Source organism: Drouetiella sp. (assembly GCF_059504425.1).
In genome coordinates, this window is the sequence record NZ_JCACIN010000040.1 from 67,191 (window position 1) to 83,187 (window position 15,997).

Consider the following 15,997-nt stretch of genomic DNA (forward strand, 5'->3'; position numbering starts at 1 on the left):
GCTTACTCTAGTCCCAGCTCTCGTTTGAGGAGGCTGATTGACTTTGCGCCAATATAGTTGTCGCAGCAGATGAGATTTGGGGCACGAATCAGATCATCTCTGGCAACGCTGACTGCCGCCTTGACCGCGCTACAGCTTGCCTGATCAAAGCTAAAGACAGTCTGGGCACTTCGCACGATCGCATTCAGACGATAGGTGTCGTTAGCCTGTGCCGTCATAATCAGTAGGCTTTCACCCCGCAGGCTGTAAACAATTACCTCCGAAGCCCGCAAAATTCCGGGACTGAGGCTGACTAGCCCTAAGCAGCTATCTTTGGGCAGCTTCAGCAGCTTTTGAATCTCTTGGGCATAGTCATAGATATCGATTGGGATGACGCGCACGGATTTGGGAGAGGCGATCGCCTCCGCTTCTCCAATGAAGTAGCGGCTGGTGACAACCGTACCCGATCGCGCTTGATCCAGCACCTGAGCCAGTTCTTCCATGGGCACGAGCTGCACTGGGATATTGAGCGCCTGCTCCAATTCCTGCACCATCAGCTCACCCACGCCGATATCTTGAGTGGGCACCGTCACTAGCACACGGGCACTGCACCGCAGCCGCCAATCAATTTCTGCCAAAAACAGCTCTCGTGCTTGGGTAAGAGAACAGCCTTGCCCCAATAGCTCATCTAGACTGCGCTGCACCAGCTTATGGGCTTCGGGGTGCTGATCCATGATGGGGGAAGGCGATCGTCCCTTAGCATTCCCGCCCTCGTCGCCCTGCGCCCGCACATAGATACCCGAACCCGCCTGAGCATCCACAATGCCATCTTCTTCAAGCTGGCGATAAACTTTGCTGATGGTGTTGCGATGCAGCCCAGTTTCCATTGCCAGCTGTCGCGTGCTGGGCAACCGATGACCGGGCGGATATTGACGAGAGGCGATCGCAAAGCGAATTTGACTATAAAGCTGAGAAGATGCAGGGATATCGCTATCCGGTTGAATATGAAACCGAACCATCGAAGCCTCCACGACGCTCTGGCGTTTAGCTAAGCCAGATTTTTACAGATAACGGCAATCAGGGCAGGGCTTAATCTGTATCAAGCTACTGCAATTCTACTGAAGGAAGGACTGAACCATTGATTATTTCACGCTTTGTATGCCAATTGAGTATGCCTACTGAATCGCGATCGCCAATCTACCCAATTTTCTGGCAACGGCTGCGTCAATGATTTTATAGCTGTCACCAGTTTGCTTGGACAGTTAGGGTGGGGCGTTTCCGCCCCACCCTAACTGTCCCCGTTCTAACCGCCATGTTTACAGGCAAGACTTGACCCAGCGATCGCTTTCCAGACGATTTCCAGAAATAGTTTTCACCGCTAATTTCAAACCAGCGATCGCTTCTATTCCCAGCTTGCTAATTCGCTCATCCAATACTGCAACAGCGCGTTCATTTGGCTCCGTCTCGCCTCAAATGTTGCGGCTGTCCAGATGAGCAGTAATCCTAGGACAATCCCTGATGCCCAAAGCAGCGCCGAATAGGTGTAGATGAAGAGCCAGAGCAACCGCAAAATACGCAGCATGAAGGCAGCAGTACCAATATAGAGAAATGCCCGCACTCGCAGAATGATTCCCAGGAATACTAATCCCAACCCTAGCCCCAGCGCCAAGCCACCCATGACCCAGGCGGCACCCGTTTCAATCTCGGCTTGGTAATAGGCTGTAAGGCTAATGAGTCCGGTGGCGATCGATCGCATCCAGTGTCGTTGCTGCCTTGCCGAAGCGCTTTGCAAAGCTGGATCGACTTGGGCAATGTACAGCAGTGAACCACCGAAAACAAGGCTGAATCCTAGTAAGGTCAGCCAGTCTTGCTGATTTAGGTAGCGCAAAATTGCCCAGTCGAACAGCAAAAGACTGAGATAGCTGAGGCGAATTCGGCGCGTAGCTTGAGCTAACCAAGCATAGAAAGCAGCCGTAATCAGCAGGCTTTGAAGGGTGATAGTCCCGATCGTCAAGAGAATCGCTATGCCTGGAAGGATGACGGCAGTGTTTTTCCACGGGCGCACCGACCAACCCCCTCGCTGCCAGGGCAAGCAGTACAGCCCGATCGCTAGGAGAGAGGCGATCGCCCCTGTCCAGCCCGCCCACTCTGGAACCCAGCGATAGAACATATAGCCGAGAGCCGCGATCGCTTCCCAGATTCCGGCATATGTCCAGCCTTGGGCTGTCGAGCTTTCTGAAGCCGGAGTGCCTCTACCCATGGCTAAGGCATAGCCCGAAAGCGCACCCACTGTGCCCAACCCTAAAACAGCGCCCTGGTTACTGAGGCTAAAGGGGATGGCAAGCAGAGCTAAACCGCTGCCGATCGCCCAATGCAGATGGGCAATACTCTGAAGTTCGGCGGAGGTAAGGCGCAGGTAGGGGACCAGCCAGCGCGATAACAGCCGATTAGCGATCGCGATGAAGGCGGCTAGTCCGGCAAGCAGGATCACCCCATCGCCTGTGCTGCCTCCTTTAGCCTGAAGGAGCTGATAGATCAGCAGTTCGTAGGCGGCTACAGAGATCAGCAGAATGGACAGAACTGAGAAGGGCTTGAGGCGAAGCGATCGCCGTCCCACCCCTATGCCAATCAACGCGGTCGCCAGAGTATATAGCCCTGTGGTTGCTGCGAAACTGGTGTGTCCCATCAGCCAGCCTAAGCCCGCATAGCCCAACGGAATCAGATGCCAGCTAAAGCGGTAGGGCTGACTAGAACGTCTCACCCAAATATCTCCAGCAAGCTGGGTCAGTAACCCTAAACCCAGAGTGACGATCGCCATTTCCGTAATGCCGCCCTGACTGAGCTGAACTAGGGCGATCACCAGGATCTCAGTTCCCCAAGCCATGCCGCAGAAACCGAGGTTAGTCGGCTGCTGCCAAATGCGATAGGCGATCGCTCCAATCGTTAATCCGGCAGCTGTCGCGACGCTCCAAGTTGGCTCAAATAGGCAAAGGACAGTCAGCACTAACAGAGTGAGAATACAGAGGACGATCGCCCAAATATTGACCGCAAAAGCATAAAGTTCCAGCAAGATCGGTTGCTCTGACTGGCGTTGTAGTTCGTCTTGTGACGGCAATCTGCCCCGCAACAGCCCGTCTCGCAGCAGCCAGAGCAGCCAAAGATTTGCAGCCAAAAGATTCAAGGAAACTATGTCCGTGAACTGATCCTGTAGAGCGATCGCCACCCCCTCGAAACTCAGGGCAAACCCAACCGTTAAGAAAGCGGCAAATCGGCGGCGCAAAAGGCGGGTATTAAGCAGCATCAAAACTGTTGCCACACCCAGGCTAATCAGCCAAGCGTTCAATACATTCAGCAAGAGCAGTTGAGCGATTAGCATTGCCGCGCTCAACCATGCGGCAAATCGTCTGTTGGGAGAACGGCTGGAATACGATAGTCCCGTCAATCCAATCGGAATCAGCAAGCCGACCAGATTTTCGTAAGCCGAACTCGCGCTCAGGAATAGGGCAAAATAGCCCCATCCTGCCAAAACAAGCCCCAGATGCCAAGCGCTACGCTGCCAGCGGCTAGTTCCCTGACTCAAAAACCACTCGATCGCCATGCCCACCAGCAAAATCCTGGCATTGGCTAGATCACTCAGTCCGGGGAACAGCAGCTTAATCCAGCAGAGAACTCCCACCAAAGCGATGATGTGAGTGAGATACAAAATAGGCAAAGGCGATCGCCGCTTGCGACAGGCGAAAAACAGCGTTAGGGCAGAAAGCGTCAGGTTGAGCGATCGCAACAGCAGATTCTCCCAGCTCATCAGCGTTAGACCCAGCCCCAAAATCAGCGCTAAAGCCTCTACCTGACGAGACGATCGAGAGAAGCCTGACGCTAAACTTGACGCTAAACTTGCGCCTGAAATCTCGTTTGAAACTGATCTTCGCCGTAGCCAGACTGCTGCACCCAAGGTCAGCAGAATGTAAGGAAACCCACCCACTCCCACTAGAGCATCTGGCATCCCGCGATCGCCCCCCGTCTGAATTGCCCATTCGACAATCTGCTGTCGCAAGCCTTCCGGCACCATGCGCCACAGCAAAACATAGGTCTGTAACCCCACCCCAAAGATTGCCGCTACCGTAAATAAGCTCGATCGAGACTGCATAAGCTGAGACTGCATCCCATCGATCAGCAGCCACAGAATCAAGCCGCTAATGGCGATCGCTTGCCAAGGCGGCTCAGCAGAGATAGACACAAGCCAGCCCAGCAACAACAGCCCACTTCCTACCCAGCGCCAGATCTGCATCTGCTCTCGACGGTTCAGCCAGCCCAGCACCCAGCCACAAATGCTCAGCGCCAACCCAAGCTGATCAACAGGAACCTGCGCCGCCAAGATAGCCCGACCAATCAGCAGTAGCACCGCCAGAATAATGACGACGTTGGGTAAAGGAGAGTCTTGAGCAGACCCATTTTTAGGCGGTACATCCGGGGCGCTTCCCAGCTCTGCGCCTCCTGCCTTTGTCTCTCCTGTTTCTAAGCCTCCTGCCTCTGCGTGCTGAGACTGATTAGGCTGAAACTGCTTAGGGTGAGACTGATGAAGCTGAGACTGTTTCCACAGCAAAACGGCTGTTCCCACCGTGCCAAGATAGGTGGCAATTAGCGGCACGCTTTCCCAGCCCCAGCCCCAGTGCAGCCAGCTTAAACCAATGCTGTTGACCGCAATCAGCCGAAAGCGATCGCCGGAAGTCAGCCCCAGGCGCGGATGCAAAAGCCGTAGCAGAATGGCAGTCAAGCTCAGAGCAGCGATCGCACAAACCACCACTCCAACAAAACTCGCCCCCACCCTCAAGCCATCCATCATCCAAAAGTTGACGGGAATAATTAGCAGCGTGGCAAGCTGCAACATCCGTGACGTGAGGCGCAAGCGGGTCTGTCGGGCTGTCCAGAAACTCGCTAGCGCAAAGGCGATCGTGTAGGCAAACAAAATGCCATACTGTCCGATCGCCGAAAAGTTCTGCCACTGAGTCGCCGCCAAAACGCCTGAAGAAACGACCACCATAAACACGCCCAGAATCAGCAGCCAGATAATGCTGACCTCTGCCATAAAGGATCGGAGCGATCGGGTGAAGCGGCTGGGAGGGCGAGGAGATGAGGCTAGGACAGGAGGGGGCGAAGAGTCAGGACGTTGGAGAGCATCGGCAAAATCTGTAGAAGCGGCGACAGGCTCCAAAGCCATTGCAGAAGCGGCAAGGTTCCTCTCGGCAATAGGCTCCGCGATCGCGACTGGATAAGCTGGCACCGGACAAGTCAGGTACTTTTGGCAAAACTCCACAACCTGTATGTCAGATAGCAGAGAAAGGCGCATCCACGAGTCCAATCCCACCAGCAACTCAGAACGGCTCAATTGCTCTGGAGTCAGCCGAAGAATGGCGGAGCGATCGCGTAAGGAAGCCATAGACTTACGGGGTGCAGCCCGACGGTGAAGAATGTGTTCAGTCTAGTCTTCCCAATCTTGCTCCCATAAAGATGCCTTGCCAGAAGTCATAGGTGGCATAACGGCAAAAGGCTGAGCTTTGACTCTATCTAGTCAAAGCTCAGCCCTCAACCCATTGTTTTGAACTCTAGATGCTAAAGCTACTGCATAGAAAATTCAGACAGAGGCTTCAGCTTGTTCAGAGGCTTCCTCCTCTGTCACTGACAATCCTGCGGCTCTCGAAACTACGGTATTCAGACGGGTTCTCACCTGACGACGCTCTTGTTCCTGGTAGATCAGCGCACCTAAGTGAATGACGGAAAGCACGATCGCCACCCCAGACAGCACATAGCTGTGAAGCGTATACATATGCTGAACCGTGATGGAATTTACGCCATTGCCACCCGTAAGAATGTCACGCAGGTAAGAGCCAATGAGTGGAATAATCTCGATCGTCTTCAGCTCTACCTTGTAGCGCCAATAGCCTACCTGATCCCAGTCCAGAATAATAGCAGTCCAGCTGAGACCGATCGCCACAAGCGCATAGAAAATTCCGCTAATCCAGGCGGCAATCCAGCTTGGGCGAAACTGCCGTCCTAAAAACATCACGACAATTTGCAGTAGCGCAATCACGATAAGACCATTACCCGCCAAATCATGCAAGCTGCGGATTAGAACGCCGCTAGGAATCATTTCTGTGATCCGACGAAGAGAGGTAAAAGCTCCGCCTGCGGTAGGTTCATAATAAAAAGAAAGCAAAATGCCCGTGACACCCGCCAGAATGACGAGGGAGAAGGCGGCAACTGCTAAAACGGTGGCACTGCGCTGTAGCGCAAATCGGTACTCTATGGTTCTCATATGCGGTTTGGGGATGCGGTTTGAAGAGTCGTAGATCTAAAGCGAGTGTGAACTTCAGGCATCGCCTCTGAGCTTCAACTTAGTGACATACCTGCAAGTCATCGCCCCGGTAGAAAAATAATTAAATTATTTAGTTTTGTAACCATTATAGTAATTTTTTCTTAATCTTTTGCAATCTTCCAATTTGGAGAGAGCCAAGAAGCTTTTTTGAGGTTGCTCGCAGTTGAATAGCGCTGCGAAATTTCTCAGGCAGGAAATCTGTAGAAATCATTGTCTCAATATAGGTTTGTCAAAGTCTTAAGATTAAATCGATAAGATGAAGAGATAACGACTTCTACTAGCGCCTTTGCCAAAACGCATCTGGCAAAAGGCTCGGTTGAGGTTGTGCTCTACTCCGAAGTTGCATATCCCCACTCTAATGATTCCTGAATTATCAAACGCGATCGTTGCTCTAGAGGATATTCCCGCAGACTGGATCGGGCTGCGGGCAGTCAAAGAAACGGTTGGGCATCGCCATGTCCGGGACGGCAATCCCCAAACGAACGGTAAATCCCTTAACCGTGGAATTATGGTGGAGGTGCTAGCTCAAGGGCAAATTGGCTATGGCGCGACCAATATTCTGACCTTAGACAGCATCCGATCGGCAGCTCAAACGGCGTACCGACAGGCATTAGCCGCCAGCGAGTGGTCTCTTCACCCGTTGACGACTGCCGTTCGCCCCAAGGTAGTGGGTCAATACCTTTCGCCTTTTGTGAAACCCCTAGACGCGATGACTCCCGGCGAAATTAATGATTTGCTGGTGCGGCTGTGTCAAACCCTCAAGGTGTCTGACCAGATTGTGCAGACCAATGCCACCGCGATCGCTAATGAGACAGAATCCTGGTTTGTCAGCAGCAACGGCTCAGAGGTCTACCAAAAGTTTTTGATGCTGGAAACGCACTATGGCGCAACGGCTCAGGACGGGGCGATCGTGCAGCAGCGGAGCAATAATGGCTATTTGGCGCACTGCTATCAGGGCGGCTGGGAGCTTTTCCCCAAAGCAGATTTGTGGCAGCGGGCACAGCAGGTTGGCGAACAGGCAGTAGAGCTGTTGACTGCTGAAGAATGTCCGGCAACTACCACCACACTGGTTCTAGCACCTGATCAGATGATGCTGCAGATTCATGAGAGCATTGGGCATCCGTTAGAACTCGATCGCATTTTGGGTGACGAGCGCAACTATGCCGGGGGCAGCTTCGTCAAGGCTTCCGACTTTGGAGAACTAGTCTATGGCTCCAAGCTGATGAACGTCACCTTTAATCCGACGATCGCCGGAGAGTTTGCCAGCTACAGCTTTGATGACACTGGAGCACCCGCCACCCGTGAGCATGTGATTCAGGACGGCGTGTTGCTGCGGGGCTTAGGCAGTCTGGAAAGCCAGACGAGAACCGGAATTCCGGGCGTATCCTGCGCCCGTGCCTCCTCCTGGAACCGTCCGCCGATCGATCGGATGGCGAACCTCAATCTGGAGCCAGGAACAGATTCCTTTGAAGACTTGATTGGAGACATTGAGTCGGGAGTCTACATGGAGTCAAACTGCTCCTGGTCAATTGACGACCAGCGCCACAAGTTCCAGTTTGGCTGTGAGTACGCCAAGCTCATCGAAAAAGGCAAACTCACCAAGACTTTGCGCAACCCCAACTACCGCGCCACAACTCCCCAGTTTTGGCACAGCTTGACTCGCGTGGGCGACGAATCGACCTGGCAAATGTACGGCACTCCCTACTGCGGCAAGGGCGAACCTAATCAGGCAATTCGGGTAGGGCATGGTTCTCCAGCCTGCGTATTTTCGGATGTAGAAGTGTTTGGAGGTGGGGCATGAAATTAGTTGAGCAAGCAAATTTGAGCGCCGATATTGCCCATCGGGAAGCCATATTCGATCGCCTGGTGGAAGCTCTGCTGTCTGACTTACAGTCGGGTGAGCAGGCAAAGCTAGAGCTGACGGGCGAACAGAGCCAGTTTGTCCGGTTTAACAATGCCAGAGTGCGGCAGACGGGCTGCGTCACCGACGGCGAGATTAGCCTGACCCTGATGGACGATCGCCGCAATGCCTATCGCAGCTTTCCGTTTACGGGAGATTGGGAGGTAGATTGGCGGCAGGCTAGCATGGCACTGGCTGAATTACGGCAAGAAGTGCCTCAGTTGCCTGAAGATCCCTATTTAGTGCTGCCAGCAGGCAATGCCACCAGTAATGATATTCATACAGGCAAGCTCTTGGCTCCAGAGCAGGTCACGAGCGCTATTTTGCCTGATGTGGTGGGTCTAGACTTTACGGGAATTTACGCGGCGGGTTTGCAAGTTCGTGCCTTTGCTGACTCTGCCGGACAAAAACACTGGTTTGCCACCGAGTCTTTTGCGCTGGACTATTCTCTGTTTACGGCAGATGGACAGGCCGTGAAAGGCACCTTTGCCGGAAACGAATGGAATGCAGAGGCATACACCGCCAAGCTTGCCGACTCGAAGCAGCAGCTAGAGCGACTGGGGCGATCGCCCAAAGCTGTGCCCAGAGGACAATATCGCACCTATCTCGCGCCCTCTGCCGTTGCCGATCTGCTAGGAATGTTTTCCTGGGGCGGCGTGAGTGAATCGGCGTTGCAGCGGGGAGACAGCGCTTTGACCATGCTGCAACGGGGCGAGAAAAAGCTTTCTCCTCACTTCACCCTGACCGAAAATTTTCGGCATGGGCTGGTGCCCCGATTTAATGACTGGGGAGAAATTGCACCCATGGAGCTACCCCTGATTGAACAGGGTGAATTGGTTAACACGCTGATCAACTCCCGTACCGCCAAAGAGTATGGCAAAACTGCCAACGGAGCCAACGGCATCGAGTCATTGCGATCGCCCGATCTCTCTCCTGGCAATCTGCCCGCCGCAGAGATTCTACAGGCACTAGGCACAGGGCTATATCTCTCCAATCTGCACTATCTGAACTGGAGCGATCGTCCTACCGGACGTGTCACGGGCATGACTCGCTATGCCTGTTTCTGGGTAGAAAATGGCGAAATCATTGCACCGATTGAAAACTTGCGTTTTGACGAAAGCCTGTATCGCTGCTTTGGCGATAATCTGGTGGCGCTGACTACCTTCCAGGAATTCATTCCAGAGGTTGGCACTTATGATCAGCGATCGCTGGGTGGAGTTTGGGCACCGGGCATTCTTGCGGACGGATTTACTTACACGCTCTAGATGAGAATTTTAGATTTTGGATTTTAGCCTCAATCCAAAATCTAAAATCGTTTTCTCCTCTGCCTCCTCCGAAAAAATACATCATGCCCCTTACCATTCAGGATCTCCAGCACTTTCAAGAGGATCACCCTGACTACCGTCTAGAGCTAGTTGACGGAGAAATTATTGTTATGAGTCCATCTGGATTTGAGTCCAATGAGGTAGCCGCCGAAATCATCCGGCAGTTGGGCAACTGGGTACGTCCTCGACGTTTGGGCAGAGTTCTCGCCTCTAGTGCCGGATATATCTTGCCTAATGCTAATGAAGATGTTCGTGCCCCTGATGCTTCCTTTATCCGAGCCGATCGCCTCAAACGCACAACCAGCGAGTTTGCTCAGCTTGTCCCAGATCTCATGTTTGAAGTTGCCTCAAAGAGCGATCGACCTGAAAAACTCCGCATCAAAATCCGCACCTTCTTAGAGCTAGGAACTCAGGTTGGCATTCTGGTAGATCCCAGAATCCATGCGCTAGAAGTCCACCATGCGGAACAAGAAGCGATCGTCCTTCGAGATGGTGATGTGTTGGCTTTGCCAGAGTTGCTGCCAGAGTGGGAAATGGAAGTCTCCAGCATCTGGGCACCCGAATTCGACTAGGACGCTTTGCTGAAGCACTTTGAAGCGATTTTAGAGCGGAACAGAGTAGCCCAAAGCCGCTTTAACGCGGGCAAGGGTGGGGTTGGCGATCGCCTCAGCGTTTTCTCGCCCCTGCTTCAAGACGCTTTCCAGATATCCCGGCTCAGCCATAATGTCCTGATATTTGTCCTGGATGGGCTTGAGGGCGGCGATCGTCGTCTCCATCAGCAGTGGTTTGAACTGTCCCCAGCCCATGTCAGCGCATTCTTGAGTGACAGCTTCTTTGGTCTGATTGGACAAAATCATGTAGAGCGTTAGCAGGTTGTGGCACTCTGGACGCCCTGGGTCATCAAAAGTCAGACCGCGCACCGAATCAGTTTTGCAGCGCTTAACCTTTTGCTGAATAGCCTCCGGCGGGTCGAGCAAATTAATTCGACTTAGCTCCGACGGGTCAGATTTCGACATTTTGCGGGTGCCATCTGTCAAGCTCATCACCCTTGCCCCTTCTGCACGAATCATGGGTTCCGGCAGCTTCAGCACTGGCTGCTCTTCACTGCCGTAGAGATAGTTTAGCCGCGCAGCAATGTCTCGCGTCAGCTCTAGATGCTGCTTTTGATCTTCGCCTACAGGTACCTTATCAGTGTCGTAGAGCAAAATATCTGCCGCCATCAGCACCGGGTAATCCAACAAGCCTGTCCCGACATTTTCAGCTTGCTTGATCGCTTTTTCTTTAAACTGCACCATATCTTGCAGCCAGTTCAAGGGCGTAATGCAGTTGAGCAGCCAAGTCAGTTCACTATGGGCAGAAACATGGGACTGGACAAAGACACTGGCGTGTTCTAGGTCAATGCCGCAAGCTAAGTAGAGCGCAGCCACTTTGTGCGTGTCAGTCGCTAGAGCTTTGGGATCATGGGACACTGTGATGGCGTGTAAATCGACCACGCAAAAGAAATTTTCATAATTGCTCTGTCCTTCAACCCAGTTGCGAATTGCCCCCAAATAGTTACCTAGGTGAATGTCTCCCGTTGGCTGAATTCCAGAAAAGATGCGCGGCTTGCCCATAGGTACGAACTCAAACTCCCACTTGACCTGTCAGTGAACACCTATCTCTCTATTATTTCGCCATTTTGCCTGAGCGATCGCCCATTCGTCACGCCTTGCTTAAAGAATTCTGTCCGAGGAGTGAAACCCGAACATTAACCCGAACATTGCTCCGCAACACCGATTGGTCTAAATTAACTATAGTTTAAGAAATGTAACAGTTCACAAATCATGTAGGAGCGCCGTCTCCTCAAAAACAGAGGTTCCACTATGGCTCTTATTTCCACCGATGCGATCGCCCAATTTCAAGCCTGTCTGGCGCTGGCACCTGACGTTACTCGACATCTCGAAGCGCACCAATTGTTTGCCGAGCTTCAGTCTAGTCTGGCGATCGAGAACCCCTTAGCGGCAGAATTGCTGGCTCTAGCCTGGAAGGATGTGATTGCAGCAAGGCGATCGGCTGCCTTCTGGGAGCAAATCTCTGATGTTGAGCGCGATATGTCTGAGCAAATGGTGGCAACTCACACGAATCTGCAACAGAACTACTTGCGGCTGATGCAGGAGTTGTAGAGTCATTTGCTTAGAGTGGCTTTATGGAGTGCGGTGCTGATCTAGCCAAGCCAGCAGATCCTCTAGTCGCTCGAAATCAACTAGGAATTCACCTAATTCCTCCAAGGTGGGTAGAGATAGACTTTTGATTTGCGATCGCACCTCTTCAGGCAATTCCTGTTTGAGCCGACGAGTCAATTGCCTCAAAATCAGGAGAACAGCTTCGTCTTTCCGTCCTTCTTGTTGTCCTTCTTGCCGTCCTTCTTGTTTGCCCTCTTCTTTGGCTTCCTGGTAAACTCTGGTTTCCTTAAGACTCAGTCCAAGCATTGCTTCTACCTCCACTCGGCTCAACTGCGTAAATTTGTAAACCATAATTGTGGTTACTAACTCCATTATGGAGCGACTTGTGCCGGGGGCTATTTCCTCCTGGCGCGATCGCTCCAATAGGTAGCGGGCTTCTTCGGGTGCCTGATTGTCTTGCACTGTAGTCAGCAGCATGAGCGCCATACCCATGGGCAACTGGCGGATGTCGCCTAATTCATTCAAGTACACCCGATGCACCTGGTCGCTGCCCAGAAGCGATCGATAGGGATGCACCTCGCTTTGTTCTGCCGATCGCCCTGGATAAATCACGACAGCTTGCCAATCTGAGAAGCGATCGCGGTTGCGGTAGAAATAGAGAAAAGCTTCGCCAAACAGCCGCTCGTAAAGCTGCTCGTCTTTTTGGAACTGCACTTCGCAGAAGTAGACGACTCCTGGATTTCCGGTGTCGGGCGGCAGAAACACGCCGTCGATTTCAAACTTGGGTTCTTTGACGGCGACAGAATCGAAGCGATAGTCTGCTGCATTGGCGGGCAAAGTTGAGAGCAGTTCAAACAGGAGTGTTGGAGATTGCTGGAACAGCCTGTAAAAGATGGAGTCTCGGCGCATGGGCAGCGATCGGCAGGGGAGCTAGATGGATTGTATTAGTGTCAGTTTATGGTTGCCATCTATTCTAGAATCGCTAGTGATTGAGTACGATCGACAAAGATAAATGCAAGGCTTTGAATATGGCTGCACTAGCGGAAATTACAGAGGCGATCGCCCAACTCCCTGACCCTGACGTTCGTAAGCTGGCTGTGTGGCTACAAGACTATCTAGAAGAAAATTGGGATCAGCAGCTTGCGGGTGACGTTGCAGCAGGACGGCTAGATGGCTTGATTCATCGGGCTGAGGCGCAGATCGCTGCGGGTCAGGTGAGGGATCTAGATGAAGTCACTTTACTCTAGATCTAACTGTTGCTTTAGCGCTTCTGGTATCCTACTCCACATCATTAATCCTCGAACTTCATCCCACTCTGTACCCTCATCCCAGAAAATTTCTTTAAGGTTGGTATCGCTGAGATTTGCGCCACTGAGATCTGCTTTCCTAAGATTAGCACCGCCTAAATCTGCACCGCCTAAATCTGCACTACGAAGGCCAGCACTACGGAAATTTGCATTACGAAGATTAGAGCTATCAAGATTTGCCCCATCGAGACTTGCTCCATGAAGATTTGCCTTTTGTAGAATTGTGCTGCGAAGATTTGCATAATTTAAAGTCGCATCACTTAAATTTGCATGGCTTAGGTTTGAGCCATACAGCTTTGCATCATAGAGAAGTGCGCCACTGAGGTCAGCACTCTGGAGATTTGCATAGGAAAGATCTGCGCTAATCAAATTTGCGCGAAAAAGATCTGCGTGAGATAAGTTAGCATTTGTCAGATCAGCACTGGCTAAAATTGCGCCACTGAGATTTACACTGCTAAGATTTACGCCGCTGAGATTTGCACTACTAAGATCTGCATCGCTAAGGTTTATGTTACTCAAAAATGTCCCAGCAATTGATCTAAAAGCAGTAGTGCTAACGCAGTAACTGTACCCAATGACTTTAAGCAATCTCTCTGCTTGAAACTCTGTTGTATTGGATAAACCACAAGGATAAAAAACGATTGCCTCTTTCAAGTCCTCTCTCGATCGCCCATATCGATTCAATTCCAGCAGCAAGATCATCACGTTCAATCCGGCATACACATCCACCTGCCGCAACCCGATCGCCTTTCCTGAATCCTTCAATTGTTCCTTCAATAACCGCATCTTTTTCTGCGGCAGATTTTCTGGCGGGGCATCAATCAATTCGCCATCGCACCAGCGCAGATAGAAATTCTCCAGCCGCTTGAAGAGGCGCACGGGATTAAACTCTGGGCTGCGGGTGAGCAGCGCCATCAGGTATTCCACAATTTCTGGGGTTAGTCCGCCATAGCCCAGCAAATCGTAGATTTGCTGGGCTATGGCGCTATCAGGGATCAAGTCCTGCTGCTGACGCTTCACCTCAATTTGAGTAGACCAATCCTCGATCGCCTCCTTCAACCGCTCTGCACAGAGAAACTCGCTGAAACTCTTGTGGGCAAACTCCACGGAGCCGCTGCCTTTGCGTCCGGGCTGCATGTAAAAGGCGGCTAGGGCATTCCGCAGCGGACTTTCGCTTAGGCGAGTTTGGGCTTGCTCCAAAAGCGATCGCGCCGTATCATCTCCCTTCAGGCGTTCTTCGATCATGGCGATCGCTGCACATTCGCCGCCAGACTGCACCACGCATAGACCCGCCTCCGCCAGAATTCGCCGCAGTCCGTCGGTTTCCAGCTCGGTCAAATCTCGGTTCAGCAGCTCAGGACGCTGCTTGGTCAGCACCCAATTCAGCGTTTTCTCATAGATTAAGACTTTGGCGTTGGTTCCCTCCGCCGCCTCAAACATCTCGACGGACAGTTCGCCATCTCGATGCATGGCGGCAAGCAGGTACAGCAGCAGCGGCTCACGAGATAGCTCACGAACACGATCGGGCAACCGCTCATCCTGCAAAATACTGGTCAGGTAAGCCGTATTGGTGTGGACGAGCTGGCTCCACTGCCCCAGCCATTGTGCCTGAAGCTCGTCATCCATCGGTAGCAGCTCGACTCGCGCCAGATTGGGCGGCATCAGGCGCTCCACGCTTTGCAGAGAGAGCGATCGCCCCGTAATTATCACCCGATGACGCTTCTCAGAGTTTTGGGCGCAGCTTTCCTGAAATCTGCCCACCTGGCGCAAAAAGTCCTCCAAGCCGCCGCTGGTTCTGCCCTCCATCAGCAGCTCGTCGAAACCATCCAGCAGAAACACAAACCGCAGATTGCGATCGGTCAGCCAGCCCGGATCATTGTCGGCAAAGTCTCGATCGACGGCTTTGCGCAGCGTCTCCTCAAAATCTTTGGCGAGCGATCGCACATCCCGCAGCCGAATCAGGATGGGTGTCCAGCGCGGATGCTCATGTTGCCGCACCCAGTCGGCAAACATCCGGCAAAATACGCTCTTGCCGCGCCCTGGATTGCCCTGGATGAAGAGAACTTTGTCCTGCTGGCGATCGTCGTTCAAAGCCTGCCTTGCCCAGTCTTCAATGGCGATCGGCGGAGTTTGATCCGGCTCTCCGTCTGGCTTGAGCCGCTGCGCCTTCAGCGGCACATAGATCTGGCGAAACGTAAACGACTCGTTGAAAACGGGTTCGCTTGGTCGTGGCTTAATCTGCTCTTCCAGGTAGGTGTCGATGCTGAGATACTTTTCAAACTCCTCTCGACTCTTGCCGCGATACCATTCTCGCAACCGCTGTACGTCCTCACCCATCTCAGCAAGGGCAGCATCCATGTAGCGATTCGTGTCTTGTGCCACCTGCTTGGCAAGCTTTTGGGCTGCCTCTGGCTTAGCGCCCAACTCCTGCAAGCGGGCGATCAAAATCGCGTTATATGCCTTTGCCAGGGTTGAATCCTGGAAAAACAGGAGGGCTGCTTGCGCTTGGCGATCACTCAACTCCAAATCGTCCAACCGTTGCAGTTCTTGTGTCGTTAGTGCTGAAGCAGGTTTGTTACCCTGTCGCTTCAGCCGCTCTCGGTACTGGGGAACATCCAAGAACTTGACTTTGAAGCTTTCCAGGTAAGCTGCCTGACTGACTAGGGCGATCGTCTGTGCCAAGGTCGGCTGTTTTTTCGTCACCTTTAGGGCAAATTTCAGCAGCCCTGTGGCAATCTTGACGAATGGCAGCGTCGATTCCGCCAATTCTGCCAGCGGCGAGTTCAGCACCTCTAGCAAAGAGCCACCCTGCTGAATCAGCGGCGCAAGTTTGCGAATCTCCGGCTTTTCCAGAGCATCGGCAAGTTCAAAGGTGGCTTTGGCGATTTCCGCCGACCCTTCTACTGTTCCCGTCGAAAAAAGGCTTTTGAAAATCTTGCCCATCTGCATGGTTT

Annotated in this window: 11 protein-coding genes; 5 read left to right on the forward strand and 6 right to left on the reverse strand. The window is 52.5% G+C overall.

Translation table 11 applies throughout. The features are described from left to right. Positions 1-2: 2 nt before the first annotated feature. The 3 genes from AC5JMP_RS09030 to AC5JMP_RS09040 form a co-directional block, all read right to left on the reverse strand. Positions 3-998, reverse strand: coding sequence for a GntR family transcriptional regulator (locus AC5JMP_RS09030; protein WP_495851121.1), 996 nt, complete (start codon positions 996-998; stop codon positions 3-5). A 383-nt stretch (positions 999-1,381) separates the two neighbouring features. Continuing rightward, positions 1,382-5,413: a hypothetical protein gene (locus AC5JMP_RS09035; RefSeq protein ID WP_495851122.1), complete on the reverse strand. Its 4,032-nt coding sequence runs from the start codon at positions 5,411-5,413 to the stop codon at positions 1,382-1,384. Between the two features lie 195 nt (positions 5,414-5,608). Beyond that, entirely contained in the window at positions 5,609-6,289 is a 681-nt protein-coding gene (locus AC5JMP_RS09040) for a cytochrome b N-terminal domain-containing protein (protein WP_495851123.1), read from the reverse strand. Positions 6,290-6,707: 418 nt separating this feature from the next. Here AC5JMP_RS09040 and AC5JMP_RS09045 point away from each other — a divergent pair, with 418 nt between their 5' ends. The 3 genes from AC5JMP_RS09045 to AC5JMP_RS09055 all read left to right on the forward strand — a co-directional run bounded on the left by AC5JMP_RS09045 (position 6,708) and on the right by AC5JMP_RS09055 (position 10,146). After that, positions 6,708-8,150 (forward strand): TldD/PmbA family protein, encoded by a 1,443-nt coding sequence (locus tag AC5JMP_RS09045; RefSeq protein WP_495851124.1) that lies wholly within the window; start codon positions 6,708-6,710, stop codon positions 8,148-8,150. Next, a complete protein-coding gene (locus tag AC5JMP_RS09050) occupies positions 8,147-9,514 on the forward strand; it encodes a TldD/PmbA family protein (RefSeq protein WP_495851125.1) in 1,368 nt (455 codons plus the stop codon). The genes AC5JMP_RS09045 and AC5JMP_RS09050 overlap by 4 nt, the downstream gene beginning before the upstream one ends. Positions 9,515-9,597: 83 nt before the next feature. Beyond that, a complete protein-coding gene (locus AC5JMP_RS09055) occupies positions 9,598-10,146 on the forward strand; it encodes a Uma2 family endonuclease (protein WP_495851126.1) in 549 nt (182 codons plus the stop codon). A gap of 30 nt (positions 10,147-10,176) precedes the next feature. Here AC5JMP_RS09055 and trpS read toward each other — a convergent pair whose 3' ends face one another. Next, the gene (gene trpS / locus AC5JMP_RS09060; RefSeq protein WP_495851127.1) at positions 10,177-11,187 is read right to left on the reverse strand and encodes a tryptophan--tRNA ligase; all 1,011 of its coding nucleotides are present in this window, start codon (positions 11,185-11,187) and stop codon (positions 10,177-10,179) included. 249 nt (positions 11,188-11,436) lie between these two features. On the opposite strand from trpS, the gene AC5JMP_RS09065 reads away from it, so the two are divergent. Beyond that, positions 11,437-11,736, forward strand: a complete 300-nt coding sequence (locus AC5JMP_RS09065) for a hypothetical protein (RefSeq protein ID WP_495851128.1) — start codon at positions 11,437-11,439, stop codon at positions 11,734-11,736. Positions 11,737-11,757: 21 nt separating this feature from the next. Here AC5JMP_RS09065 and AC5JMP_RS09070 read toward each other — a convergent pair whose 3' ends face one another. Continuing rightward, positions 11,758-12,645 (reverse strand): Rpn family recombination-promoting nuclease/putative transposase, encoded by an 888-nt coding sequence (locus tag AC5JMP_RS09070; RefSeq protein ID WP_495851129.1) that lies wholly within the window; start codon positions 12,643-12,645, stop codon positions 11,758-11,760. 119 nt (positions 12,646-12,764) lie between these two features. Between AC5JMP_RS09070 and AC5JMP_RS09075 the strand changes: the two genes are divergently transcribed. Next, positions 12,765-12,983, forward strand: coding sequence for a hypothetical protein (locus AC5JMP_RS09075; protein WP_495851130.1), 219 nt, complete (start codon positions 12,765-12,767; stop codon positions 12,981-12,983). Here AC5JMP_RS09075 and AC5JMP_RS09080 read toward each other — a convergent pair. Further along, positions 12,975-15,992, reverse strand: a complete 3,018-nt coding sequence (locus AC5JMP_RS09080) for a pentapeptide repeat-containing protein (protein ID WP_495851131.1) — start codon at positions 15,990-15,992, stop codon at positions 12,975-12,977. The two genes, AC5JMP_RS09075 and AC5JMP_RS09080, sit on opposite strands and share 9 nt — an antisense overlap. Positions 15,993-15,997 lie beyond the last annotated feature (5 nt).

Bases quoted from the DNA above. Each gene is read 5' to 3' on its own strand.
- AC5JMP_RS09040 (WP_495851123.1), bottom strand. From the start codon at position 6,289: ATGAGAACCATAGAGTACCGATTTGCGCTACAGCGCAGTGCCACCGTT.
- AC5JMP_RS09075 (WP_495851130.1), top strand. From the start codon at position 12,765: ATGGCTGCACTAGCGGAAATTACAGAGGCGATCGCCCAACTCCCTGAC.
- AC5JMP_RS09080 (WP_495851131.1), bottom strand. From the start codon at position 15,992: ATGCAGATGGGCAAGATTTTCAAAAGCCTTTTTTCGACGGGAACAGTA.
- AC5JMP_RS09055 (WP_495851126.1), top strand. From the start codon at position 9,598: ATGCCCCTTACCATTCAGGATCTCCAGCACTTTCAAGAGGATCACCCT.
- trpS (WP_495851127.1), bottom strand. From the start codon at position 11,187: ATGGGCAAGCCGCGCATCTTTTCTGGAATTCAGCCAACGGGAGACATT.
- AC5JMP_RS09035 (WP_495851122.1), bottom strand. From the start codon at position 5,413: ATGGCTTCCTTACGCGATCGCTCCGCCATTCTTCGGCTGACTCCAGAG.
- AC5JMP_RS09050 (WP_495851125.1), top strand. From the start codon at position 8,147: ATGAAATTAGTTGAGCAAGCAAATTTGAGCGCCGATATTGCCCATCGG.
- AC5JMP_RS09070 (WP_495851129.1), bottom strand. From the start codon at position 12,645: ATGCGCCGAGACTCCATCTTTTACAGGCTGTTCCAGCAATCTCCAACA.
- AC5JMP_RS09030 (WP_495851121.1), bottom strand. From the start codon at position 998: ATGGTTCGGTTTCATATTCAACCGGATAGCGATATCCCTGCATCTTCT.
- AC5JMP_RS09065 (WP_495851128.1), top strand. From the start codon at position 11,437: ATGGCTCTTATTTCCACCGATGCGATCGCCCAATTTCAAGCCTGTCTG.
- AC5JMP_RS09045 (WP_495851124.1), top strand. From the start codon at position 6,708: ATGATTCCTGAATTATCAAACGCGATCGTTGCTCTAGAGGATATTCCC.